Genomic DNA, 26,582 nt, shown 5'->3' on the forward strand with positions numbered 1-26,582 from the left:
CCTTGTAGCTGAGAGCCTAGTCTGCTCTCAGCTGTTTTAAAATAGCCTTTAAGACTTCCAGACGTGCCGTATATTTATCATCAGTTGCAACAATATGCCAAGGTGCGTAGTAAGTACTGGTTCGCTCAAACATATCTGCTGCGGCTTTTAAATAATCATCCCATTTATCACGATTACGCCAATCTTCCGCAGTGATTTTAAAACGTTTATGCGGTGTTTCTTCTCTCGCCTTAAAACGCTGCTCTTGCTCATCTTTGCTAATTGCTAGCCAAATTTTTACTATAACCGTTTGACTATCAAATAAATCTTTTTCAAAGCGATTTATTTCATCATAAGCACGCTGCCATTCTAAAGGCGAAGCAAAACCTTCAACACGTTCAACAAGCACGCGCCCATACCATGTCCGATCAAAAATCGTGATTTTCTCAGCCTCATTAATACGGTTCCAAAAGCGCCATAAGTAAGGATGTCGAGCTTCAAAGCGTTCAGGTGCACCAATACAATGAATATCATATTCACGCGGATCTAAGTTTTTAACAATTCGCTTAATAGCACCGCCTTTACCGGCTGCATCCATACCCTCAAAAGCAATCACGACATTACGTTTATCAAAACGCATGGCATCGGCAATTTTTTTGCTCAGTTTATCGAGTTCTTTTTTATAGTCGGCTTTTTCAAGTGGCTCATTAGCTGGTTGTAACAAACTCTCTGGAATTTTAGCTTGCTGCCATTGTCCTTTGACTTCAGTTTCATGTTCTGGGAGCTGTCGCATATGTTGTAAAAGGTACTGAGCAAAAAACTGATCACGCTGTTTTTCATCTTCACCATCAATAATGTACCAATCGTCGGTAAAACGACGGCGTAACTTTTGCAAAGTGTCATATTGCTTTTTATTACGCCAGTCTAGGCCGTGAAGCTTATGCCAATGTTGCTCAGATGGGTCTATCTTGTCTAAACGTTTTTGTAGTGATTTCCATGAAAGGTCAAACCAAACTTTAACCACATCCACATAGTTATTTTTTAAATCTTGCTCAAATGCCCGCATATTTTCAACATATTCATCAAAGCGGGAATCATCTAAAGGTTCAGAAACATGCGTTGCTGTGACGAGCAAATCGCTATACCAGTTGCCGAACATCACCACAATTTGTCCTTCAGTCGGAATAAACTCCGAGTAAGATTGCCAAAAAGCCTCTGTATCCGTCAGTACACGCGGTGCGTCTGCTTTGACTCGTAAATATCTTGGGTCTAGCCATTCACGAAGCTGCTTAACCGCTTCCCCTTTTCCAGCCAGTTCAATACCACTCATTAATATCAGTGTACTTTTAGCGTTAGGTTTGCCCCGACTTTCTTTTAACGCATATTGTGCTTCAATCAAATCGACTGAAAGCTGTTCTTCATCACGAATCTCAAATTTTGGTTGTTGTTCACTCATAGTCCACGGCTCTAATCTTTTATTGTTTAATTTCGATGATCTTTAACTTATGCGGTTAAATGATGAATTGCTATACAAATTATGTCATTGCGACAAAATTCTGTTTAAAAATTGACGCATGAATCATTTTTTTTACATCTACTCGCCATAGTACAAGGTTACAATGCCTTTTATGATTTTTTGCAAATAGCCCAATATTAGAGCCTTAAATGTCTAAACTCGCTGCTTTTGATGATCTTTTACAACAATATAAAACATTTAATTATCATGATAATCCTGTGCTTGCCCAACGTTTGCAAGATGTACAAACATGGCTAAAAGAGCGGATGAAAGATACGCATCACGACTTTTTTAATTTGCCAGCGCATAAGCTCATGTCAGAGTACTTTTTAAATCGTTTATATGGCGGTCCAGAGTTTGATGCCTTGGCAGCTCAAATTGAACGCCTCTTGAAATATGCGCATAAAGCAGAAAAAGTTTTACCTGAAAATGCAATTAAAACAGGCACTAAATCGGTAAGTTTGGCTGTACTTGCCACTCGACTTGATGAGCAAGTAGCAATGCAACTTCTTGAGGACTATCCGGCAGATACCGTACTCACTGATGAGATTATGCGTTTAACCTTAATCAAGCTTGATCAGGCCGAGGCTCGTTACCAGCAGCTTGCCCTTCTTGATGATTTAGGAGCAGCGCTCGATAAGTACATGCGCTCATTTATGATGTTTACTGCTTTTAAAATGTGTAAAGGTATTGCCCAAAAATATCACTTCGAATTGATGTATGATTTCATTCAAGATGGTTTTAGTGCAATGAAACCGTTAAAATCAGCCGAGACCTTTATCAAGACTTTTACTGAAAAAGAACGCCAGATTATTGAAAATGTACATTCAGGGCATCCGAATCCATTTAGAGTGTGATAAGGTCGGCACATAGAAAAAATCAACCTCGCGAAGTTGAGATTTTATTCATTATATTTGCATGATGATGCCTGTAAAAATAGACAAAATCTGTCATCATGCAGAACTTATTCCGTTTCACTTGAGTTTGAGTCTAGGAGAGACAATATGTCTAACGAAAACCAAAAGCCAACATCTCCAACTGAGCAGGCACAAAGTTCAGACAAAGTTAGCCCATTCCTAAGCTCACCTTTACCGCAAGGTACACCTCAAGGGCAACAACAAACTTTACAGCAAACCTTAACAGACACGCCTGTGAATGGTTCTGTACCGAAATATAATTTACCTCGTGGTGCGGGCAATACCGGCAACGTGGGTGAAACAACACACTTTGGTTACTCAACTGTTAGAACTGAAGATAAAGCACAAAAAGTTGCAGAAGTTTTCCATTCAGTTGCAAGCAAATATGACTTGATGAATGACTTGATGTCATTTGGTATTCACCGTTTGTGGAAGCGTTTTGCAATTAACATGTCTGGCGTTCGCCGTGGTCAACACGTGTTGGATATTGCTGGTGGTACAGGCGACTTAGCAAAAGTATTTAGCCGTGAAGTTGGTCAGCAAGGCCATGTCGTACTTTCAGACATTAACGAATCTATGCTTAATGTTGGCCGTGACCGTTTAATTGATGCGGGCTGTACCAATGTTGACTTTGTTCTTGCCAATGCAGAAACCTTAGAGCCTTTTGCAGACAACAGCTTTGACCTTGTCACCATTAGCTTTGGCTTACGTAACGTGACAGATAAAGATGCAGCACTTGCGTCTATGTTCCGTGTGTTGAAGCCAGGTGGTCGTTTACTGATTCTTGAGTTTTCTAAACCTGTATTTGAGCCATTTTCAAAACTTTATGACCTCTACTCATTCACCGCTTTACCGATTATGGGTAAATTGGTTGCCAATGATTCAGAAAGTTATAAATATTTAGCTGAATCAATCCGTATGCACCCAGACCAACGTACTTTAAAAGGTATGATGGAAAATGCTGGCTTCCAGAACTGTGACTATCACAACCTTACTGCTGGTATTGTTGCCGTTCACCGTGGCTTTAAACTGTAAGGGATAACGATATGTGGTCGATTCTGGCACTCGGTGCAGTCGAACGTATCATTCATCATCTGATCGATCTGGATGCGGTTACACGCATTCAGCTTAATCAGTTACAGGGCAAAATGTTGCGTGTAGTGATTGATAGCCCGCAGCTTTCTGTCGATGTATTCTTTGACCAAGAAAAAGTACGTCTTGAACCTACTGCAACAGGACACAGCGAAAAACCTTCTATTTTTGAACAACGTCCTTTTGATGGCCAATTCAAAATTTCTGAAGCAACTGCCACTTTGCATGTTAAAGATGTCGTTGAACTGATTAAATTATTAGTCAGCGATCCAGACCAGATTGGCAATATCCCACTCCAAGGTGATTATCACCTATTACAGGATATTCAAAAGATTATGCAGCAAGCTGAACCAGATTTAGCTGCGCATTTATCCAGATGGGTCGGTCCTCAACTCGCACACGAGATTGGCAAGATTCAACTTGCACCAAAACATTTAAAACGCTCTCTTCAAAGTCATCTATTTTTTGCAGAAGACGCATTAAAAGAAGATAGCGGCCTATTTGCCCCTCGCTGGGAAATGGAAGACTTAACTCAAGCTACTCGCAAGCTTAATCAAGACATTGACCGTCTAGAAGCAAGATTGCAGCAACTCAATGCACAACTACAACCCTCTCAAGACTAGGTAAGACTGTATATGATTCCGCACGTTTCACGTTTACTCGAACTTTGGCGTATTGCAGCGCACTATAGACTCGATACGTTGTTCCCTGCGGATGAATTACCAGTTAAAGCTCAGCATGCATTAAATATTATTAAAATGCATCCAGCTGCATGGTCGAGCCGTGAACGTAAAAACCCTTTAAAGCTCAAAGAAGCTTTAGAAGATATGGGACCACTTGCAATCAAGCTCGGCCAATTACTCTCTACTCGTCGTGACTTGATTCCACCTGAGGTGCTCGCTCAGCTAGTTTTACTTCAAGATCAAGTAAAGCCTTTTGATGGAGAGGTTGCCAAACAGCGTATTCAAGACTCGTTAAAAGCCGATGTTAATACATTGTTTGCTCGCTTTGATGATCAGCCATTAGCTGCCGCATCAATTGCCCAAGTGCATACTGCTGCGTTGCATGATGGTCGCGAAGTTGTGGTTAAAGTGACTCGCCCTGACATTCGCAATCAAATTTTGCAAGACTTTGAAATTTTGGCATGGCTAGGAAATACATTAGAAAGCCGCCTTGAGGCTGCTCGTGCATTGCATCTCACCGAAATTATTCAAGACTACCGCCAGATCATTTTAAATGAGCTGGACTTGAGTATTGAGGCAGATAACACCCGCCGTATGCGCCATTACTTTACTGGCTCAACCATGATGTATGTACCTGAAGTGTACATGGACACAAAAGATGTCATGGTGGCTGAGCGTATTACAGGTGTGCCTATTTCAGATACGGCAACCTTTGACCGATTAGGCATGGATCGCGCACAACTTGCAGAAAAAGGATTAACTATTTTCTTTACGCAAGTCTTCCGCGATAACTTTTTCCATGCTGACATGCACCCCGGTAACGTCTTTGTAGAAACTATCAACCCAAGCAATCCACGCTTTATTGCGCTGGACTGCGCGATTATGGGTGAACTATCTAAACACGACCAAATGACAGTTGCTCGCATGTTGCTTGCTGTCATGAACAGCAACTTTATGCAGCTTATTCAAATTGTGCATCAAGCTGGCTGGATTCCACCAGGTACGGACCAAGACTCGTTAGCACGTGAAATGCGCCGTACCGTTGGGCCAATGGTGTCTAAACCAATGGATCAGCTTGATTTTGCGGGCATCTTAATTCAAGTCATGGATATTGCTCGACGCTTCCATTTAGAAATTCCGCCACAACTCATGCTGCTACTCAAAACTTTAGTGCATGTAGAAGGCTTAGGTACTGACCTTTATCCGCAGCTCGACATCTGGAAATTGGCAAAACCAATTTTGACGGAATGGGTCAAATCCAACATGAACCCAGTCAAAAATGTAAAAGAGCTCGGCCAGCAGTTACCTGACCTGCTTTTAGGCGCTCAAGATTTCCCAAGTTTAATTATTGACAGTCTAAATGGTTTAAAGAATCAATCTGCTTGGCAAGACCGTCAGTTACGTGAAATTCAACAACTTCGTTTGCAAATGGAACATCAACAACGCCGCAGTTGGATGTTCGGTAGTAGCATGCTGATTTTATTGACCATCGCGATTATTAGCCCTTGGTTTGTCTCGATTATTCTGATTGTGCTGAGTAGTTTATTAGCACTTTGGCGCATCTTGAAATAAATTCTAAATCCCTTGCCAGTGCAAGGGATTTTTTTATGGAAAAACTTTAATTTTAAAAAAATTTATAGCTCAACTATTCGTTCATTGCTAAATTGAATCTATAAATGCTTCAAAAGAATAAACAATGAAAACACCTCATTTTGCTATTATCGGTGCCGGCACTGCAGGTTTAGCCACTGCGATTTTACTCGCCCGTGAAGGTAATAACGTTACTATTTTTGAACAAGTTGATGAGTTATCTCCGGTCGGTGCCGGTTTATTACTACAACCCGCGGGCTTAGCCGTATTTGAACATTTAGGTGTGCTCGACAAAGCCTTAACATTAGGTGCAAGAGTCACAGGCTTAGAAGGACAACTTCCAGACAAGCGTCTTTTAGTGAATAGTCATTATCATGAAGCATCAGCAAATCTTTATGGTCTAGGTATACACCGTGCCACTTTATGTCATGTGCTCACACAAAAGCTTAGTGAATACTCAAGCCAAATTACTTGGCGTATGAACCACTCTGTTGAAAGCTTTGAAGAACATACCAATGAAGTTCGACTGTTCGGCATGCATCAAAACCATAAGTTTGAGGCTCGCTTTGATGCTGTACTTATTGCCAACGGTGCGCGTAGTCAATTAAGACCTAAAGCATGGGTAAAGGTCGATCAAGCCTACCCGTGGGGTGCAGCCTGGAGTATCGTGCCTGAGTGCCAAGTGCTCGATTCTGAAATTCTGCATCAATTTTATGATCGCTCGAAAATTATGATGGGAATTCTACCTACAGGAGCTATTCCAACCGAACCTCAACAGCGTCTTTCAAGTGTTTTTTGGAGCTTACCTACGCCACAACTACAAAGCTTTTTGCAAGATGAACAGGCTAAACAAGCTTGGTTAAAGCAAGTCTCAGAACGTTGGCCCAAAGTTGCAGAATGGCTAAAAGAAATTTTGTATAACAGTCAAACTCAGCCTAAATGGCTATCTGCAAACTACCGCGATGTCGTCCTGACTCAATTTGGTCAGGGTCGAATTGGTGTGCTCGGCGATGCCGCTCATGCAATGAGTCCACAGTTAGGTCAAGGTGCAAATATGGCATTATTGGATGCTTGGGCTTTTTCTCAATCATTACAACATGCTCAAAAGAACCAGAATATTGATTGGTCCCTGCTCTGGCAGCACTACCACCAGCTTCGCCACTCATCCACCCAGTTTTATCAATTTCTCAGTCGTTTACTAACACCACTTTATCAATCTGACCATTGGTGGACTGGTGGTTTAAGAGATTTAGTTTTCCCTTGGATGTATCAAATCCCCTATTTTCGAAAAGAAATGGCGATCACAATTTCAGGCTTAAAGACTGGCCCATTTCAACAACTTGATTATGATCGAGTAGCTCAATTGCCTAAAGAAAACAGTACTTTTAATTTAAAAAGTGAATCTCTGTCTGACTTTTAAAAGTAATCGTATTCAAGCTACTCAATGGGCTGACAAAGACAAAAAGGACAAAGAATTTTTCCTAAAACTGACGTTGATGCCGTACACTATACAAGCTATTTTTTAGCATCTGATTGAAATCAATTTATAGTTCATATTTCTTTGGTGATTCCTCATGAATAACACGCAATGGCTCGATGAAGTAAAATTTAACGAACAAGGTCTTATCCCTGCCATTGCTCAACATCATCAAACCGGACGTATTTTGATGGTAGCGTGGATGAACCGTGAATCACTTGCGCTCACAGCAGAAAAAAATCAGGCGGTGTATTTCTCTCGCTCTCGCCAAAAACTTTGGCACAAGGGTGAAGAATCAGGTCATTTCCAAACGGTTTATGAAATTCGTCTGGACTGCGACGGCGATGTAATCGTATTACAAGTTGAGCAACACGGCGGGATCGCGTGCCATACAGGTCGTGAGTCTTGTTTCTATCGTAAACTTACCCCACAGGGCTGGGAAATTGTCGATGCACAATTAAAAGACCCTACTGCAATTTATGGCGATAAAGCCAAAACTGAAAGCCACGATCATGCACACACCACTGAACAAGTGGATGTACTTGCTCACTTAGGGCAATTGATGCAAGAGCGTAAACAAGCAGAAGCGGATACGTCATATGTGGCAAGCCTCTACAAAAAAGGCATCAATAAAATCTTAGAAAAAGTCGGCGAAGAAAGCGTAGAAACGATTATCGCTGCCAAAGACTACGCTGCTCAAAATACAGAAAGCAATTTAAATGACTTGATTTATGAAACTGCCGATTTGTGGTTCCATAGCATTGTCATGTTGGGTTATTTCGATCTTAATCCACAACTTATTATTGACGAATTAGCTCGTCGTCAGGGTTTATCTGGTTTAGTTGAAAAAGCTAACCGCAACAAGGTTTAAAATCACTCAGTGTCGAATATCGAAAAACCTAAAGCCACCTATGAGCAAGCCATTGCCATAGATAACGCACGTCTTGGGCAATCATTTAAAGTGATTGCCTATGCGGGTACAGGTAAAACTACTACGTTACAAATGATTAGTGATGCCATGCCTGAACGGCGCGGTATGTATTTGGCATTTAACAAAGCCATTGCGGGTGAAGCACAAAACAAATTTCATCGTAATGTAGATTGTCGTACTTTTCACTCACTCGCCTTTCGCAGTGTGCCGCGTGGTGTAACTGATAAATTACGCTTGCCTCGCTTAAGTCCAAGCTTTATTGCAAAAGAATATCGACTAGAACCGATTACCTTACGGCGCATGATGGGTGGACGTTATGAAAAATACGTCTTGATGCCAAGTCGCCTAGCGAGTCTTGTCGCCAATGCGGTGAGCTATTTCTGTTCGACCAGTTCTCAATATCCAGCCCCTCGACACATTCAGGCGCCAAACTGGTTACATCTAGATGATATTACTGCACTGCAAACCCATCTTTACTCTGCTGTTGAACGCCGTTGGTTAGAGTCAATCGATCCAAACCACCAAGCTGGTATTGGTCACGATATTTACCTCAAACTTTGGGCATTGTCTGAACCTAACATCCCAGCCGATTATGTACTATTTGATGAAGCACAAGATGCTGACCCTTTAATGTTGGGCATTTTGCTTCGCCAAAAAAATACGCAGGTTATTTATGTAGGTGATGCACATCAGCAAATCTACGCGTGGCGCGGTGCGATTAATGCAATGCAACAATTGCCGTTGCCAGAGTCTCGCTTAACGACCTCTTTTCGTTTTGGTGAAACAATTGCCGATGTTGCTAATGCATTATTGGGTGGTTTAAATGAAACTGTTCCCTTGCTTGGCAATCCAAACCAGAAATCGAGCGTCGTAAATAAACCACACACCAAAATGCGTGATGCGATTTTATGCCGTACCAATGCTCGGGCAATGGAGCTTTTATTAGCAGGCTTAGTTCACGGCGATAAAGTGAGTTTGCAGGCTGATCATCAAAAACTAAACCGTTTTGTAGATGCTGCCAGCCTCTTAAAGCAAGGAAAACGGGTTACGGATGTGCCTGAACTGGCATGGTTTAATTCGTGGCACGATGTCCATGAATACTGTGAAACCAATGAAGGTAGTGACATTAAGCCATTAGTAAAACTGGTTGATGATCATGGCACAGACCCATTAAAAAAAGCACTTGCAAAGATTACACCACTTGAGCAGGCTGACTATGTCATCTCTACAGCCCATAAAGCGAAAGGGCTAGAATGGAACCGTGTTCATATTGAAGATGACTATCAATTTAAAATTAATGGCTTAGAGCACAAGATTACCGATGAAGAATTAAGACTACTGTACGTTGCCTGTACTCGTGCTAAAGTAAGTCTAAATATCCATCATCTTTATGATCTGATACAACAATTAAAACTAAGGGCGCCTTTAAGTCTTCGTCAGTCGGTTGGTTGAAGCGCTCATACTTAGGTGAGCCTATGAAACTTGAATCTGTCCAATTTAAACATATTGCTCTGTTTCACGACCTTAAAATACATTTTCACTATGAAAAACAGCCAATCACCTTAATTTTAGGTGAACAGGCAACTGGTAAAAGTATGTTGCTCAAACATACTTACCATGCTTTAACTTGGTTGCCTGCTCGCCTTAAAGATTTACGTAGTCCCGGTATTGTCACTCCTGATCAAGACATTACTCAGTCGCGCCTCCAATCAAAAATCGAAGTGACCATCCAAATCCCTTCTGAAATTGGCCATTTACCAGAAAGCACCTCTGCTCAGCAGGTAGATTCTTCTCTGTGTAGCTGGAAACTTTTTAAAACCTTAAATGCAAGTGGTGTCGGAATAAGCCAAGTTGAAACTCAACAACTTGACCAAACCATGGCGCTTTATCAACAAGTTACAAAAAAAGATCCATTACAAGGACTACCCTTAATCGCTTACTACCCAGCCGAGCGCTTTGTAAATGATGTTAATCTGCTCAATAAAAATTTACCCGGCATTACTCAAGCCATTTCAGCCTACGACATTAGCCCGCTCCCGTTTACAACTTTTACGCGCTTTTTTGAATGGTTACGAGAAATCAGTGATATCGAAAATGCTCAAGCTGCATATCTAGTACAACGCATTAGATCTAAGCAATCAGATCAGCAAGATCACACAGAATTATTAAATGAGCTTCAAAAAGAATTATCTGGGCAACCTAAACAGCTTACTTCACCCAATCTCTACGCCTTCAAGAATGCATTAAATATAGTTTTACCTGAACTTAAAGATATCTATTTACAATATCAGCCGCGGTTGCAACTTATGGTTGATTATGAAGGTCAAACCTTACCTTTTCAGCAGCTTTCAAATACCACAAAAACTTGGATTGCTTTAGTAGGCGATATAGCCCGCAGACTCTGTTTACTCAATCCATTAAGTTTAAACCCTTGCCTTGAAGGAGACGGCGTTTTACTCATTGACCAGATTGATGCACAGCTCGATTCAACGCATTGCTCTGAGATCTTAAATCGACTTCATCAAGCATTCCCACGCCTACAAATTATTGCAACAGGAAGTCGTGAAGAGTTACTCGAACATGCTTCAACCTATCAATGTCTAAAATTGGAGCACGGTAAAATTAGCCATCTTGACCTAAATACGACCAAGCAACAACTTGAACAGATCTATACCTTACTTCAAAGAAGCGAACCTTTAGCACCACATATAGAAGCACAATCTCTAAATTTAATAGACCCAACACCAGCACAGATTGAGGTTTTATTTCAGCAAATTCAGGGTTTAAATGAACAACAAAAAAATGAATTATTAAAGATGATTCATGCGGGAGACACACCAGAGGAGAGCCCTTCGGTTTGAGCTTTATAATCAAAAAACTGCACTCACAAAATATATGGTGGAGTGCGGTTTTTTAGGCTCTAAAATAACTAGATGTTGTTACTACATGTAATAACATCAGATTTTCAATGCTTTTTTAGTGTACAATAAATTTCATTTTGCGTTTTTATTCTTCAAGTTGCGCAATACAACTTGTTTCTCGCTTTATTTTCTAATTTGGTTGGGTTTTCGGAATAATAAGCTTTGGAACTCTCTTTGAATTCCTATCTATTCTGAAATTAAAATTTCACCTTTAGGTTTCGACCTAAATCATATATGGATACGAGTGTGCTACCGATAATTATCTTATTACCGTTAATATTAGGCACCACCCTTGTTTCATTGCTTCAACGGTTCTCGCGTGGAGTAACGGCTTTAGGGGCAATTGGAGTCAGTTTAACCAGTTTTGGTTTATTACTGACTCAGGCTAAAACTGTGCTTGGTGGTGCAAGCATTCAACAAAGCTGGGATTGGCTACCTCAATTAGGGATCAATCTGAGCTTCAGACTCGATGCTCTTGGTTTATTATTCTCTTTACTTATTACCGGTATCGGTACACTCATTTATATATACGCCTATTATTATCTCGGCCCTAAAAATTCTTTAAGTAAACTCTATACCTTACTCATGCTGTTTATGGCAGCAATGCTGGGTATTTCGCTCTCTAATAATCTTATTATTTTATTAGTCTTTTGGGAGCTCACCAGTATTTCATCTTTCTTGCTAGTGGGTTATTGGAGTAATTATGAGGCTGCTCAACGTGGCTCTCGGATGGCACTCACGATTACAGGGATGGGCGGTTTAGCAATGCTAGGTGGATTTGTTCTATTAGGACAAATCACTGGAACCTATGAAATTAGCGAAATCATGGGCATGAAAGATGCGATCCAAGCCCACACTCTTTTTATTCCAATGTTATTGCTGATTTTGCTTGGCGCATTTACGAAGAGTGCTCAGTTTCCATTTCATTTTTGGTTACCGAACGCAATGGCTGCACCAACGCCAGTGTCTGCTTATCTGCACTCTGCGACTATGGTAAAAGCGGGGATTTTTCTACTTGCCCGCTTACTTCCAATTTTTATAGGTGCTGCGATTTATCATAATATTGTTACGTTTGTCGGCCTATTTACGCTCTGTATGGCAGCGTGCTTTGCTATTTTCAAAGAAGATTTAAAAGGACTGTTAGCCTATTCAACCATTAGTCATTTAGGACTTATTGTTTGTTTACTAGGGATCGGTTCTCCTTTAGCGGTTGCTGCTGCTATTTTCCATATTATTAACCATGCAACATTTAAAGCAGCACTGTTTATGCTTGCAGGGATTATTGATCATGAAACTGGCACACGTGATCTTCGAAAACTCAGTGGTATTTGGCAATTACTTCCTTTCACTGCCACACTCACCATGATCACCGCTGCCTCTATGGCAGGTGTACCACTCACTAATGGCTTTATTTCAAAAGAGATGTTCTTTACCGAGCTATTGGCGAATCTTTCAGGTTCAACGGTTATCTTTGCTAGTATTATTGCCACTCTGGCTGGTATCTTCGCAGTAAGTTACTCAATTCGCTTAGTGCATGGTGTGTTCTTTGATGGTCCAATTGGCAAACAAGTTCCAAATAAAAATGCCCATGAACCTCCAATCGGGATGCGTGCCCCAGCCATTCTTCTTGCTGTGCTCTGTATCTTGGTCGGCGTTCTGCCTTCGTTATTGGTAGAACCACTGGTAAATAGCGTAACAAAAGCAAGCTTAATGCAACCGGAATTTGCGGGTACACACCTTGCAATTTGGCATGGATTTAACGCTCCTCTGGTGATGAGTATTATTGCTTTGATTGGAGGTACGCTCTTCTACTTTGCTTTAGCAAAAGACGGCATGATTCGCAAAATTGACCTTGACCCACGTCTAGGCAGATTACAAGGCCGCATCTTATTTGATTTATTTTTAAAACATCTGTTGCTTACTAGCCGAAAAATCAAACAGAAAACGGAAAATGGTTCATTGCAAAGTTATTTGTTCTGGATCATTGCTTTTAGCATCATCATGGTGACCATGCCTTTACTCAATCAAGGGCTGAGCACGGGTACACGTGAACTCACCCATGCTCCATGGATTGCTATTGTTCTTTGGCTGACATTGTTCTCAGGCTGTTGGATGATGCTCTGGTTCCACCATGAGCGTATTAAGGCAGTACTTATTAGTGGTGCAATTGGTCTAGTGGTAACCATGGTTTTCGTCACCATGTCAGCACCAGATTTAGCACTAACTCAAATTACAGTAGACGTTGTAACGACTGTTCTTTTATTAATGAGTTTATCTTTACTTCCACAGCTAACACCTTATGAATCTCGTCGCTCTAGACGTTTAAGAGACGCTGCTTTAGCCATTGTTGGAGGTTTAGGAATTGGCTGGATTACGTGGCTCATTTTAACCCGTGATCACAATTCGATTTCTTGGTTCTTTGCCCAACAGTCTTTACCACTTGGTGGTGGCTCAAATATTGTAAATGTCATTTTAGTTGACTTCCGTGGCTTCGATACCTTCGGTGAAATTACGGTATTAGGAATCGCTGCGATTGGTGCACTTTGTTTAATGGATGGTATGCGTGTACACGGTACAACAATGACTCAAGGTCTCACCTACCGTTTCAATCCATCTCCGCTTATGTTCCGTATTACGGCCTCTTGGGTATTACCGCTAGCGCTTGTCGTCAGTGTTTATATCTTTTTGCGAGGACATAACTATCCAGGCGGTGGCTTCATTGCAGGTCTAATCACCTCAATGGCCTTAATCATCCAATATATCGCACTAGGTCAAGATCAAGCAGAACAGCTGTTAAAAGCGAAGTCAGGCCGCCTTTACGAAGTTTGGATTGGCACAGGATTAACGATTGCAGGTTTGACTGGTATAGCAGCATGGTTCTGGTTACGTCCGTTCCTCACTAGCGCTCATGTCTATGTTGAATTACCAATTCTAGGGAAACTACATCTAGCTTCAGCTGCAAGTTTTGACTTGGGTGTTTATATCACCGTTGTAGGCGCGACAATGTTGCTCATCTCTGTATTAGGCGACTCTCGTCATTCGAGTATGTCTGGTCCTGTACCACATCGGGAGGAATCATCATGATCAGTTTAGAATTCTTATTGGCTTCTGCTATTGGTTTACTTGTTGCCACAGGTATTTATCTGATTTTACGTGCTCGTACTTTCCCTGTTGTGCTTGGATTGGCTGTAATCGGTTATGCAGTAAACCTATTTTTATTCGCTATGGGTCGATTACAAATCAGCTCACCGGCAATTTTAACTGAAACAACAAAAATAACCGATCCACTTCCTCAAGCGTTGGTGTTAACCGCCATCGTGATCGGTTTTGCAACTACAGCGTTTATTGTACAACTTGCGCTACGTAGCCGTTATGAATCAGGTAGTGATCATGTTGATGCTAAAGAAGATGCCTCCCCAACATACGACCCACGTGAGGATGAGCCGTGATGTTTGATTTTTTATCTTTTTGGCAACAACACACGCCTATTTTTAGCATTCTCATCCCAGCATTCACTGCTTTTATCTTATTACTGTTAGGCAACCCTGGGGCAGGTGCTTTAAAAGATGACTGGCGCCAGCCTTGGCGACGTGGCATTAGCCTTGTCTCAGCAATTGCCGGGTTAATTACCGCTATTGTTTATCTAAGTTACGCCAGCACGGGTCAAATTACTGTTTACCAACTCAGTGAATGGTCAGCACCGTTTGGTATTGTCCTTGTACTCGATCGTCTTTCAGCTTTTATGCTGGTATTGACCTACGCATTAGCAGTACCAGTTTTATGGTATGCAAGTGATAACTGGGACACCCGTGGTCGCTATTTTCATGCCATGGTACATTTCCTCTTAATGGGGATCTGTGGAGCATTCCTCACAGGCGACTTATTTAACCTTTTCGTCTTTTTTGAAATCCTGTTGATGGCTTCGTATGTGTTGCTCTTACATGGACAAGGTAAACCTCGTTTTCAGCTTGGCGTTCACTATGTCATTATCAATCTTTTAGCCTCTGCCCTATTCTTAATTGGGCTTGGTATGATTTATGGCAGTGTGGGTAGCCTTAACATGGCCGATGTCTCACGACTTATACCGACACTTGAAGCAGATCAACACAAATTAGCAGTCGCTGGTTCCTTACTTCTCTTTGTTGTTTTCGGTATTAAAGCGGCAATGCTTCCTGTCGGTTTTTGGCTACCAAAAACTTATGCCGTTGCAAGTACGCCTGTAGCTGCGATTTTCACCATCATGACTAAAGTCGGGATCTATTCTATTTTACGTGTAAATGGAACAGTATTTGACGATGCACTTAGTCAAGAAATCTTAAAAAGCTGGTTACTGCCTATTGGCTTAATTACTTCACTCTATGGTGTGATTGCAGCAATTGGGGCAGATCGTTTGCGTCGCTTTGTCGGCTTTATGGTACTTTCTTCAATTGGTACTTTGCTTACAGCCATTGCCATGTCTAATACACAGGCATGGTCTGGCGCTTTATATTACTTAGTGCACAGTACATTGATCGGAGCAGCTTTTTATCTATTTTGTGGATGGATCACTTCACAACGTGGAGATTTTAAAGATCATTTAAAAGTTGCACCAAGAATCAAACAAGAAAAAGCGGCTATGCTGACTTATTTCTTGATTGCCATGATGCTCGCAGGTTTACCACCTTTTAGTGGTTTTCTTGGAAAAGTATTTATCTTGCAAGCGACAGTTGAAGCTAGCTATCAAGGCTGGATTATTGGTGTTGTGCTTGTTGTGAGCTTATTAAGTATTATTGCTCTTACACGTGTTGGTTTTATCTTATTCTGGCGCGCATCTCCTCCAGAAGAAGATCCAATCCATCCTGCTTATATTCTTTATCGTGCTTTGCCGGAACGCGCACCACCACGTAACGATCAAGTCATTTATATATTACTTGCTGGTTTAATCGCTTATGTTGTCTTTGCTGCACCAATTCAGCATTACACATTAAACACCGCAGAGCAGATCCAAGACCATGCGCTTTACCAACAATCTATTCTTAAAGTAGATCAAAACGGTGAAGTCATCAGTGTGCAACCATATGACCCAGCTTACTTACCGGAAACCAAGTATGGCGGTGAGGTTGAAGATCATAATGCTTATCTTGTTCCAAATATTATTTCGAAAGATACGTTCAATGGTGAGCATATCTCTGAATATAAACAACGACAAATTCAGCAACAGGACAAACTTCAAACGCCTACCATTGTTGATGAAAGTCAATTGAAACCTATGGAGCCATAACAATGCAGTTATCTCATTTGCTTGAACGCTGGTTTCCACACCCATTTGTTTCAGTTCTCATCATTTTATTTTGGTTGATGCTGGCGCATAGCCTTGATGCGAGTGATCTTTTGACTGCTATGCTTTTAGGCTTGATTATTCCTCGTTTAGTTAAACCGTTTATTACCCGCACACCGCATATTCACTGGAAACCAGCGGTTAAACTATGCTTTGTGGTTCTTTGGGATATTATTATTTCTAACTTTAAGGTCGCAAAACTTGTTTTAGGGCCTACCAAAAAATTACATCCTAAATGGTATCGTGTACCTTTAGAAACAGAACATGAACAGGTCAATACCTTGCTGGCGATGATCATCACCACAACGCCTGGTACGGTTTCTGCGGGTATCGATCAGGAACGTGGGGATATTCTGGTTCATGCTTTGAGCACAGATAATACCGAATCTGACATTCAAGACATCAAACAACGTTATGAAATTCCTCTTATGGAAATTTTTGATGTGAAAAGTAAAACGGAGGCAAGTGCATGACAATCTTACCCTATGCTCTAGGTATTAGCTTGATTGCCGTTACAATCTCGATGCTACTTTGCCTTTTCAGAATGGTCATGGGCCCATCAATTGTAGACCGACTTTTGGCACTCGATACGCTTTTCCTCAATGCAACTTGCCTTATTGTTGTGTTAGGTATTTATTGGATGACGACCTCTCTATTCGAAGGTGCACTACTGGTTGCGATGTTAGGTTTCGTATCTACAGCGGCCTTAGCACGCTACTTCACAACCGGTCATGTTATCGATTAAGGAGAGGTCAAATGCAATTTGCAATGGAAATTATTGTTTCGGTCTTTCTGGTTTTTGGTGCCTTCTTCATGCTAGTGGGCTCAATCGGTATGGTCCGTTTACCTGACTTATTCATGCGCTTACATGCGCCAACTAAGTCGAGTACGCTCGGCTTAGGAAGCTTTCTGATCGCTTCCATGATCTTTTTTGCTTTCCAAGGTCGCTTTGGTTTTGCTGAGCTACTCATTACCCTTTTAGCTTTCATCACCGCACCAGTTTCGGCTAATTTGATTGCTCAAGCTGCGCTACATTTACGTTTACGCTCATTAAGTGGTGAAGTACCTGAAGCCATTGAACGTCCTCTACCTTGGGACCGTTACAAAATTGGTCAACGCTTTTCACAAAACAAACCGCCAATGGAACCTCCTAAAGAATAAAAAATTGAATCAATAAAAAAGCCACCCGAAGGTGGCTTTTTTATTTTGAGTTTTAATTACTCTTGGTCATCTGACTTACGTTCTGGTAAATCTTGTACCGCTTTTTCGATTAGACCAAACATATAGTTACCATATGCATTCGTCTTATCGTAATGGAAACGTAAGCGAGGCGTAATACGAGTCTTAATGCGACGGCTCAATTCGTGACGCAAGAAACCAGAAGCTTTATTTAATACATCTAAAGTTTCTTTATTTGCTGCTTCACTTTGCTCATCGCCTAGTTCACGTCCCATAACGGTGACATAAACTTCAGCATAACCCATATCCGCACTAACTTTCACCGCAGAGATGGTCACTAGACCACCTAAGCGAGGATCTTTAAGCTCTTGACGGATTAGCTCAGACAACTCACGTTGTACTGAATCCGCCATGCGCTTTAAGCGTTGGCTACCCGCCATTAAAGACTCCGTTTAATCAATTGAACATCATACACTTCGATCTTATCTTGTGGTTTGATGTCTTTATAACCTTTAACTGCAAGGCCACATTCCATACCTGCGCGAACTTCCTCAACAACGTCTTTATAACGACGAAGAGATTCAAGCTCACCTTGGAAAATTACAACATCATCACGTAATACGCGAATCGGTTTATTACGATGTAATGTGCCTTCAAGTACCATACAACCTGCTGCTGCACCAAACTTACTTGAGTGGAATACTTCACGTACTTCCGCAACACCCAAGATTGTTTCACGATGTTCAGGAGCAAGTTTACCGCTCATAGCATCTTTCACATCATCAATTAATTCATAAATGATGCTGTAGTAACGAATATCGATACCATCTTGGTCACTTCGCTGACGAGCAGTCGTATCGGCACGAACGTTAAAGCCTAACAATACCGCTTCTGAAGATTCAGCAAGAATCACATCAGACTCAGTAATCGCACCAACACCTGAACTAATTACACGAACTTTTACTTCATCAGTAGATAATTCATGTAGAGCTGCATTCAATGCTTCTAAAGTACCACGTACGTCTGTTTTCAAAACAACGTTGACTGTAGGAACATCTTTTTTGCCCATTGACGACATGATATTTTCAAGGCGCATTGCGCTTTGACGATCAATACGTTTTTGACGCTCACGGTCAGCACGAGCATCGGCAACTTCACGCGCTTTCTTCTCGTCATTAACAACAAGAACTTCATCACCTGCCATTGGAGCATCTGGTAGACCCAGAATTTCTACAGGAATAGATGGGCCTGCTGATTTAATTGGCTTACCGTTTTCATCAGACATTGCACGGACACGGCCATAAGACGAACCTGCAAGAACAAGGTCACCAATGTTTAATGTACCGTTTTGAACAAGAATAGAAGTTACCGCACCACGGCCTTTATCGACACGTGCTTCAATAACAACACCTTGCGCAGCACCTTCAGCAGATGCTTTTAATTCCATCAATTCTGATTGAATAAGAATTAAATCAAGGAGTTCATCAATACCTTGTCCGCTGTGTGCAGAAACCTTAGCAATCGGAACATCACCACCCCATTCTTCTGGAACGATTTGTTTCGTTGTTAATTCATTTAACACACGGTCTGGATCAGCAGATTCTTTATCCATTTTGTTGATTGCAACAATAATTGGAGTACCTGCTGCACGAGCATGGTCAATTGCTTCCGCAGTTTGTGGCATTACACCGTCATCTGCTGCAACAACCAATACAACGATATCTGTTGCTTTAGCACCACGTGCACGCATTGAAGTAAATGCCGCATGTCCCGGTGTATCAAGGAATGTAATAATCCCTTTGTCTGTTTCAACGTGATATGCACCAATATGCTGGGTAATACCACCTGCTTCACCAGCCGCCACTTTCGAACGACGAATACGGTCAAGCAATGATGTTTTACCATGGTCGACGTGACCCATAATGGTAACAACTGGCGGACGAGTTGTTTGCTCACCACGAGCTTCTTCAGCTGCTTCAAGCAAGTTATCTTCCGCTTGTGTATCAGAAACTAAAACAGGGTTGTGGCCCATTTCTTCTACAACAAGTGCTGCTGTGTCTTGATCAATAGCTTGATCTTGATTAACCAATTCACCCATTTTCATAAGTGTCTTGATAACTTCACGTACTTTAATCGCCATTTTTTGAGCAAGATCGGCAACAACAATACTTGAACCGATTTCTACATCATAAACTTGCTTTTTAACTGGCTTTTCAAATCCATGCTTATTCGCCTGGCTTGATTTTAAACCACGTTTGTTATGGTTAACAAAGCTTTGCTCTTCTTGACCACGACGACCACCTTTCTTCCCAGCACGTGGGTTAGTGGTTGCGCCACCGCGTTTAATTTCACGGTCTTCTTGCTTAAATGAATCTTCATAAGCTTGGCCAACTAGACCTGAAGCAAGTGGAGAATCATCAATCACGCGAATTGTCGTAGTAGCATCGTCATTTGAATACTTAGACGCCATTTTGCGCATTTGTTCAAGTGTACGTTGCTGAGCTTCTTCAGCTGCTTTACGACGTGCAGCTTCTTCAGTTGCTTTTAACTGAGCTGACTGCTCTTCACGAGCTCTTTTCTGTTCTGGAGTTTCAGCTGGTTTTGGTGCAGGTTTTACTGTACCACCACCACGCTTTTTCACTACAACAGCAGCTTTTGGAGCTGTCTGTGCAGCAGTATCTTGTTGATGAGCAGCACGCATAGCATCTAAAGTTGCTTTAGCTTTTTGCTCTGTTTGAAGACGCGCTTTTTGCTCTGCAGTTTCACGCGTTTGCTGTTCTACACGTGCTTTCGCTTCTGCTTCTGCACGTGCTTTAGCTTCTGCTGCAATTTGTTCAGGGTTTGGTTTAGCAAAAACCTGTTTTTTACGTACTTCTACGTTAATCGTTTTTGCTTTACCTGAAGTACTTGCAACTTTAGCGGTACTGGTTGTTTTACGTTTCAACGCAATTTTTCCTGTGTTACCACTTTCCTGACCATGAACTTTTTTCAAATGATTGACCAAAGTATCCTGTTGTTCAGTGGTAATAATGTCGTCTGCTGTACGTTGAGGCAAACCTGCTTCACGAGCCTGTTCTAGGAGCTTCTCAACAGGACGTCCTACACTGAGAGCTAACTCTTTAATCGACTTGTCCGTCATATTTCATCTCCTAGTTAAACCATGATTCGCGAGCTTTCATGATCAATTGACCTGCTTTTTCATGACCAAGACCTTCAATATCAGAGATATCGTCAGTAGCCTGATCTGCCAAATCGTCGACAGTAATAATACCGCGAGCGGCAAGCGAGTAAGCGATCTCAGAAGTCATGCCTTCCATAGTGAGAAGGTCTGCGCTCGGTTCTTGAATATTTTCTTGCTGTTTCAAAGCATCAGTAAGGGCTGCTTCTTTTGCACGACTTTGCAATAACTCAACCAATTCAGCATCAAGCTCAATTTCGTCAAAAGTTTCAGCAGGAACATAAGCAATCTCTTCTAAAGAAGTGAAACCCATTTCCACCAATGCCATTGCTAAATCTTCTTCAATATCGAGACGTGATACAAACATATCAAGATATTGCTGAGCTTCATTTTGCTGACGAGCACGATACTCTTCTTCAAGCATCATGTCGAGTTTGTAGCCAGTTAAATCAGAAGCTAAACGAACGTTTTGACCTTGAGAGCCAATCGCACGCGCTAATTGATCGCTGGTTGCAAAAATAATGTCGGCACTTCTTGCATCTTCATCAAGCACGATGCCTGAAACATCAGCTGGTTCTAATGCACTAGCAATGTATTGAGCCGGATCATCAGACCAGACCACTACATCAATACGCTCACCATTTAACTCTTGTTGTACAGCTTGAATACGCGTACCACGCATACCAATACATGCACCTACAGGGTCAATACGGTGATCATTTGTTTTCACTGCAATTTTAGCACGAACGCCCGGTTGACGTGCTGCCGCTTTAATTTCAATGATTTCTTCAGAAATTTCTGGAATTTCTTTTTTCATTAAAGCAATTAACATTTCAGGCTTAGCGCGTGATAACAACAACTGAGCGCCACGACCTTCACGGTTAACATTATATAAAATAGCGTTTACACGTTGTTTTGGACGAAGAATTTCTTTTGGAATCATCTCTTCACGTGCAAGGTAAGCTTCTGCGTTGTCGCCCAAGTCGATAATGAAGCCATCTTTGGTTTGTTTTTTCACTTCACCGTAAATTAACTCACCAACTTTAGACTCGTATGCATCAGCAACTAAAGCACGCTCAGCTTCACGAATTTTTTGTACGATAACTTGTTTTGCAATTTGTGCAGCGATACGACCAAACTCAATAGATTCTACTTCGAGTTCACGCACGTCACCAATTGACCATTTAGCTGGATCAACGTCAGAAATTGCATCTTGGCAAGCTGGCATTTCATGATCTTCATCTGCCACGACAGTCCATTGACGGAACGTACGGTAATCACCAGTTTTACGATCAATTTCTACACGAAGCTGAGCTTCTTCAGCGTGCGTACCTTCGTAAAATCTTTTCTTCGTTGCAGCAACTAGAGCTTGTTCTAAAGCCTCGAAGATCGCTTCACGACTAACACCTTTTTCATTACTAACCGTTTCAACAACGGTAAGAATTTCGCGGCCCATAAGTCACCTACCGATTTCTTATAAAATTTAAATAAATTTAATCTTGATAGATCAAGTTTGCTTTATCGATATTGTTGCTGTCGATCACAAGCACATGCTTCCCATCAACTTCAACCTGAATTTCTTCATTTTCAAGGTCTACTGCGATAAGTTTTGCTTGAAATTTACGACGGTTTTCTACTGCTGCAATTAAACGCAAAGCAATTTGTTGTCCGATGTAGCCTTGTAACTGTTCTAGTTGGAAAAAAGGACGATCCCAGCCTGGTGAAGAAACTTCTAATGAATACTCACCTGAAATTGGATCATGAACATCCAACATTGCGCCAACTTGTTGTGTTACACGCACACAATCTTGTACACCAATACCACGGCCTAGTTCTACTTCGCCATCTTCATTAATTACAGGCTCAGCATCTTCACTTACCGGTTTATCGATATAAATACGCAATAATGAACGTTTACCTTGTGGGAGAAATTCGATTCCCCAAAGGTCAACACCACATGCTTCCACTGCAGGAACAATTAAGTCATGCAATGCTTGGGATTTATTTGATAATTTCATTTACTCTCGTCATTCTCGTGCGATTCAATCGGTTGTTTTAACCGACACAGACCTACTATAGTGAAGCATGACTATTTGACCAATTGATGTCGACACTACACGATAGCGATACGATAACCAATAAAAAAGGGCGTTAATCGCCCCTATTTAGCACAGAAAACAATAGTCCACTGTGCAAAAAGGCCCACCTGTCTGTGAGCCTCTTTTAAGAAACTTGGTAGCGGGAGCTGGATTTGAACCAACGACCTTCGGGTTATGAGCCCGACGAGCTACCAGACTGCTCCATCCCGCATCAACGTGCAAAAATTATATACAAATATCGAAAAAAGTCAATGTAAACTTATCCAATATTAGCTTGATTAAGTTGCACCTTAATCAAATTGGTAGCGGGAGCTGGATTTGAACCAACGACCTTCGGGTTATGAGCCCGACGAGCTACCAGACTGCTCCATCCCGCATCAATAAACTGCTTGCACTCAACTTTCTGGTTCAAAGTTGGTGCGGAAGGGGGGACTTGAACCCCCACGCCCGAAGGCACTACCACCTCAAGGTAGCGTGTCTACCAATTCCACCACCACCGCAGCTTGTGGGACGCATTCTAGTCCTTCCAACTGCAAAAGGAAAGCCTTATTTCGAATTATTGACTCGATTTTGGTGCATTTGGTGAAGTTTCAGGCGATGTCGTTTGAACAGGTGCTGTAGTTTGTACAGTTTTCAAGCTATATGCATCAGTAGTCTGTTTTTTTGCAAAAACAGCAAGAGTTAAACTCGTCACGAAGAACAAGGCTGTTAAAACTGCAGTAAGGCGGGTAAGGAAGTTACCCGAACCTGATGCACCGAATACAGTTGCTGCTCCGCCACCGCCGAAAGAAGCACCAGCGTCAGCACCTTTACCGTGTTGCACTAGAATCAAGGCAATCATCAGTACCGCTAAAATAATATGTACGATCAGTACAAAAGAGTGCATACCCTATCCTCGTTATTTACTTTGTGCAAAGGCTTGTACAATTTGATAAAAAGATACTGCACTTAATGAAGCACCACCTACCAACGCACCATTAATATCTGGACATGCTGCCAATTCGACTGCATTTTCAGCTTTTACACTACCGCCATATAAAATCGCAATGCTTGAACCCGCTGAGGTAATCTGACTTAAACCTTCACGAATCTTAGCATGCATTGCCTGTGCATCTTGTGGAGAGGCTGTTTTACCTGTCCCAATTGCCCAGATTGGTTCATAGGCAACTACAATTTGCTTTTGCCACTGCTCAGCAGTCACTACAGGAGCAATATCACAAATTTGTTGCAATACAACTTGTTCTGCCAAACCTTGTTCACGTTGTTCGAGGCTTTCACCAACACAATAAATGACAGTCAAACCCGCATTTAATGCATTTTGGAGTTTAGCTTTCAAAATTTCAACGTTGTCGCCAAAAATATCACGGCGCTCAGAATGCCCAACTAGTACAAAATTAATTTGGCTATCTTTTAATAGTTCTGCGCTGACTTCGCCAGTATACGCACCAGTACCCGCTACACGTGATACGTCTTGTGCAACTGTATATACTGTTCTTGCAGCATCTTGCAATTGTGTTTGTACCATTGCAAGTGCAATAGAAACTGGAGCAACCCCTACATGACAGCTTTCATCTGCAATTTGGTCTTGTTGCAATAGTTGTTTAAATTCTTCTATAAGTTGTTTGGCATTGGCACGCATTGGGTTCATTTTCCAGTTGCCAACTACCCAAGGCGTAATCGTCGAACCCGACATACGGCTCACCTTTCATCAAAAATGCAGCACATTCTACACGCATTTATACAAATTTCAGATACTTTTCTTTAACGGCTTTGCCGCTATCTTTTCTAGTTATTGAAAACAGTTATAAAACTTTATTGATTCTAAAGAATCGTCTTTTAAAAATTAATGAATAAAAACTTCGACTAGTTCAAGCTTTGGTGAGTGGATCAAGACCAGAGCATCATTTTCTAAGGTAGTAATTTTAGATAACAAAAGTATAATTTTTTATATACCAATTATAAACATATGAGCACAGGTAGGCAGATGTCAGTCATACATACATCTCCAAAATTTTCGGGGTTTTTTCGACGGTTAGTCGAAGAAAAACATGTGTCGGCAGCGACCATGCAAACAGCATTAGATGCAGCAAAAAGAGCTAAACGGGATACGGTTGCGTACCTGATTGAAGAGGTTCATCTCTCCCCTTCTTTATTAGCTGAAACTATTTCTATTGAATTTGCTGAACCATATTTTGATCTGGACGTTTACGATACCAGCCAAATTCCTAAAGATTTGGTTGACCAAAAACTGATTTTAAAACATCGGATCTTACCTCTTATACAAAGAGGACAGATTTTATATGTCGCGACCAGCAATCCAAGTAATATTGAAGCGATTGATGCCATTCGCTTCAATAGTAAACTTATGGTTGAACCAGTTATTGTCGAGCACCATAAGCTTGAGAAAATTCTGACGCAACAATTTACCGAAGAAAGCAGTTTCGAGTTTAGTGATGAAGAGTTTGATCTTGATGTAGACCTTGAAGCACCACCATCACAAGAGGATGAGGAAGAAACACCCCAAGGCGATGAAGCACCTATTGTTAAATATATTAATAAATTACTCATAGATGCGATTCGTATGGGGGCTTCAGACTTACATTTTGAACCCTATGAAAAATCATATCGGGTCCGTTACCGAGTCGACGGCGTGTTGCGTCAGATTGCAAATCCGCCTTTGCAATTGGCTAACCGTTTGGCTTCACGTTTAAAAGTCATGTCTCAAATGGATATTTCCGAAAAACGGGTGCCTCAAGATGGTCGTATCAAACTTAAGCTCTCAAAAACTAAAGCAATCGATTTTCGTGTGAACTCACTTCCAACCTTGTTTGGTGAAAAACTAGTTCTGCGTATTCTCGATCCCTCTAGCGCGATGCTCGGAATTGATGCTTTAGGATATGAAGAAGATCAGAAAGCTCTTTTTTTAGAAGCACTGGATAAGCCCCAAGGCATGCTTTTAATTACAGGGCCTACTGGCTCTGGTAAAACGGTATCTTTATATACAGGCTTAAATATTTTAAATACTGAAAGCTCTAATATTTCCACTGCCGAAGATCCAGTCGAAATCAACCTTGAAGGTATTAATCAGGTTAATGTCAACCCGAAAGTAGGTCTGACTTTTTCGGCCGCACTTAAATCATTTTTACGTCAGGACCCTGACATTATTATGGTTGGTGAGATTCGTGACTTAGAAACGGCTGAAATTGCGATTAAAGCTGCGCAAACCGGTCACATGGTAATGTCCACACTGCATACCAATAGTGCTCCAGAAACACTTACTCGCCTACGTAATATGGGTGTTCCATCCTTTAATATCGCAACTTCTGTCAATCTAGTGATTGCTCAACGTTTAGCACGTCGGCTATGCACTCAGTGTAAAATACCTGCCGACATTCCTAAACAGAGCCTATTAGAAATGGGCTTTACCGAACAAGATCTGACTCATCCCGATTTTCAAGTTTTTCAACCTGTCGGTTGTACTGAGTGTCGGGAAGGCTATAAAGGTCGAGTAGGTATTTACGAGGTAATGAAAGTTACAGCTGAAATTTCCAAGATTATTATGGAAGATGGCAATGCTTTAGAAATCGCTGCTGCTTCTGAAAAACTGGGGTTTAATAATCTGCGTCGTTCAGGATTAAAGAAAGTCATGCAAGGTGTTACTTCTTTACAGGAAGTCAACCGCGTGACCAGTGAATAAAAGACA

The 26,582-nt window shown here is 41.4% G+C and carries 22 protein-coding genes and 3 tRNA genes; 15 read left to right on the top strand and 10 right to left on the bottom strand.

What is annotated here, in order from left to right:
• Positions 1 to 16: 16 nt before the first annotated feature.
• Positions 17 to 1,435 (bottom strand): polyphosphate:AMP phosphotransferase, encoded by a 1,419-nt coding sequence (pap, locus tag AWW73_RS10585; RefSeq protein ID WP_062849612.1) that lies wholly within the window; start codon positions 1,433 to 1,435, stop codon positions 17 to 19.
• Between the two features lie 209 nt (positions 1,436 to 1,644).
• On the opposite strand from pap, the gene AWW73_RS10590 reads away from it, so the two are divergent.
• From AWW73_RS10590 to AWW73_RS10655, 14 genes are all read left to right on the top strand, one after another.
• Positions 1,645 to 2,352, top strand: coding sequence for a DUF8198 family protein (locus AWW73_RS10590; RefSeq protein ID WP_016144183.1), 708 nt, complete (start codon positions 1,645 to 1,647; stop codon positions 2,350 to 2,352).
• A 147-nt stretch (positions 2,353 to 2,499) separates the two neighbouring features.
• Positions 2,500 to 3,447, top strand: coding sequence for a bifunctional demethylmenaquinone methyltransferase/2-methoxy-6-polyprenyl-1,4-benzoquinol methylase UbiE (ubiE, locus tag AWW73_RS10595; RefSeq protein ID WP_062849613.1), 948 nt, complete (start codon positions 2,500 to 2,502; stop codon positions 3,445 to 3,447).
• A gap of 11 nt (positions 3,448 to 3,458) precedes the next feature.
• Positions 3,459 to 4,127 (top strand): ubiquinone biosynthesis accessory factor UbiJ, encoded by a 669-nt coding sequence (locus AWW73_RS10600; protein ID WP_062849614.1) that lies wholly within the window; start codon positions 3,459 to 3,461, stop codon positions 4,125 to 4,127.
• Positions 4,128 to 4,139: 12 nt separating this feature from the next.
• A complete protein-coding gene (locus tag AWW73_RS10605; protein ID WP_062849615.1) occupies positions 4,140 to 5,759 on the top strand; it encodes an ABC1 kinase family protein in 1,620 nt (539 codons plus the stop codon).
• A gap of 124 nt (positions 5,760 to 5,883) precedes the next feature.
• Positions 5,884 to 7,197 carry an FAD-dependent oxidoreductase gene (locus AWW73_RS10610; protein WP_062849616.1) on the top strand — a complete coding sequence of 438 codons (1,314 nt, stop codon included), beginning with the start codon at positions 5,884 to 5,886 and terminating at the stop codon, positions 7,195 to 7,197.
• Between the two features lie 154 nt (positions 7,198 to 7,351).
• Positions 7,352 to 8,125, top strand: coding sequence for a bifunctional phosphoribosyl-AMP cyclohydrolase/phosphoribosyl-ATP diphosphatase HisIE (hisIE, locus tag AWW73_RS10615; RefSeq protein WP_002156965.1), 774 nt, complete (start codon positions 7,352 to 7,354; stop codon positions 8,123 to 8,125).
• 9 nt (positions 8,126 to 8,134) lie between these two features.
• Positions 8,135 to 9,637: a UvrD-helicase domain-containing protein gene (locus AWW73_RS10620; protein WP_061874453.1), complete on the top strand. Its 1,503-nt coding sequence runs from the start codon at positions 8,135 to 8,137 to the stop codon at positions 9,635 to 9,637.
• A gap of 23 nt (positions 9,638 to 9,660) precedes the next feature.
• The gene (locus AWW73_RS10625; protein ID WP_062849617.1) at positions 9,661 to 11,046 is read left to right on the top strand and encodes an AAA family ATPase; all 1,386 of its coding nucleotides are present in this window, start codon (positions 9,661 to 9,663) and stop codon (positions 11,044 to 11,046) included.
• A gap of 294 nt (positions 11,047 to 11,340) precedes the next feature.
• Complete coding sequence (locus AWW73_RS10630; protein ID WP_062849618.1) at positions 11,341 to 14,190, top strand: monovalent cation/H+ antiporter subunit A; 2,850 nt, start codon at positions 11,341 to 11,343, stop codon at positions 14,188 to 14,190.
• Entirely contained in the window at positions 14,187 to 14,555 is a 369-nt protein-coding gene (locus AWW73_RS10635) for a Na+/H+ antiporter subunit C (RefSeq protein ID WP_002115033.1), read from the top strand. Before AWW73_RS10630 ends, AWW73_RS10635 begins: the two co-directional genes overlap by 4 nt.
• A complete protein-coding gene (locus AWW73_RS10640; protein ID WP_057104880.1) occupies positions 14,555 to 16,366 on the top strand; it encodes a monovalent cation/H+ antiporter subunit D in 1,812 nt (603 codons plus the stop codon). Before AWW73_RS10635 ends, AWW73_RS10640 begins: the two co-directional genes overlap by 1 nt.
• Positions 16,367 to 16,368: 2 nt before the next feature.
• The gene (locus AWW73_RS10645) at positions 16,369 to 16,896 is read left to right on the top strand and encodes a Na+/H+ antiporter subunit E (protein ID WP_004794999.1); all 528 of its coding nucleotides are present in this window, start codon (positions 16,369 to 16,371) and stop codon (positions 16,894 to 16,896) included.
• Positions 16,893 to 17,168 (top strand): monovalent cation/H+ antiporter subunit F, encoded by a 276-nt coding sequence (locus AWW73_RS10650; protein WP_016144171.1) that lies wholly within the window; start codon positions 16,893 to 16,895, stop codon positions 17,166 to 17,168. Before AWW73_RS10645 ends, AWW73_RS10650 begins: the two co-directional genes overlap by 4 nt.
• Before the next feature lie 11 nt (positions 17,169 to 17,179).
• Positions 17,180 to 17,584 (top strand): Na+/H+ antiporter subunit G, encoded by a 405-nt coding sequence (locus AWW73_RS10655; protein ID WP_014208229.1) that lies wholly within the window; start codon positions 17,180 to 17,182, stop codon positions 17,582 to 17,584.
• Positions 17,585 to 17,640: 56 nt separating this feature from the next.
• On the opposite strand, the gene AWW73_RS10660 is transcribed toward AWW73_RS10655, so the two are convergent.
• From AWW73_RS10660 to tpiA, 9 genes are all read right to left on the bottom strand, one after another.
• Positions 17,641 to 18,042, bottom strand: coding sequence for a ribosome-binding factor A (locus tag AWW73_RS10660; protein ID WP_002114836.1), 402 nt, complete (start codon positions 18,040 to 18,042; stop codon positions 17,641 to 17,643).
• Positions 18,042 to 20,741, bottom strand: coding sequence for a translation initiation factor IF-2 (gene infB, locus AWW73_RS10665; protein WP_031947214.1), 2,700 nt, complete (start codon positions 20,739 to 20,741; stop codon positions 18,042 to 18,044). Before infB ends, AWW73_RS10660 begins: the two co-directional genes overlap by 1 nt.
• Positions 20,742 to 20,751: 10 nt before the next feature.
• A complete protein-coding gene (gene nusA, locus AWW73_RS10670) occupies positions 20,752 to 22,236 on the bottom strand; it encodes a transcription termination factor NusA (RefSeq protein ID WP_002115134.1) in 1,485 nt (494 codons plus the stop codon).
• Between the two features lie 37 nt (positions 22,237 to 22,273).
• Positions 22,274 to 22,798: a ribosome maturation factor RimP gene (gene rimP, locus AWW73_RS10675; RefSeq protein WP_016144169.1), complete on the bottom strand. Its 525-nt coding sequence runs from the start codon at positions 22,796 to 22,798 to the stop codon at positions 22,274 to 22,276.
• 215 nt (positions 22,799 to 23,013) lie between these two features.
• Positions 23,014 to 23,090: transfer RNA gene (locus AWW73_RS10680), tRNA-Met, on the bottom strand.
• An 89-nt stretch (positions 23,091 to 23,179) separates the two neighbouring features.
• Positions 23,180 to 23,256: transfer RNA gene (locus tag AWW73_RS10685), tRNA-Met, on the bottom strand.
• Between the two features lie 38 nt (positions 23,257 to 23,294).
• Positions 23,295 to 23,379: transfer RNA gene (locus AWW73_RS10690), tRNA-Leu, on the bottom strand.
• Positions 23,380 to 23,435: 56 nt separating this feature from the next.
• Entirely contained in the window at positions 23,436 to 23,765 is a 330-nt protein-coding gene (gene secG, locus AWW73_RS10695; protein WP_016142373.1) for a preprotein translocase subunit SecG, read from the bottom strand.
• A gap of 12 nt (positions 23,766 to 23,777) precedes the next feature.
• Complete coding sequence (gene tpiA / locus AWW73_RS10700; RefSeq protein WP_062849619.1) at positions 23,778 to 24,572, bottom strand: triose-phosphate isomerase; 795 nt, start codon at positions 24,570 to 24,572, stop codon at positions 23,778 to 23,780.
• A 291-nt stretch (positions 24,573 to 24,863) separates the two neighbouring features.
• Between tpiA and pilB the strand changes: the two genes are divergently transcribed.
• Positions 24,864 to 26,576, top strand: a complete 1,713-nt coding sequence (gene pilB / locus AWW73_RS10705; protein ID WP_062849620.1) for a type IV-A pilus assembly ATPase PilB — start codon at positions 24,864 to 24,866, stop codon at positions 26,574 to 26,576.
• Positions 26,577 to 26,582 lie beyond the last annotated feature (6 nt).

The organism is Acinetobacter lactucae, from assembly GCF_001605885.1.
Lineage (GTDB): Bacteria > Pseudomonadota > Gammaproteobacteria > Pseudomonadales > Moraxellaceae > Acinetobacter > Acinetobacter lactucae.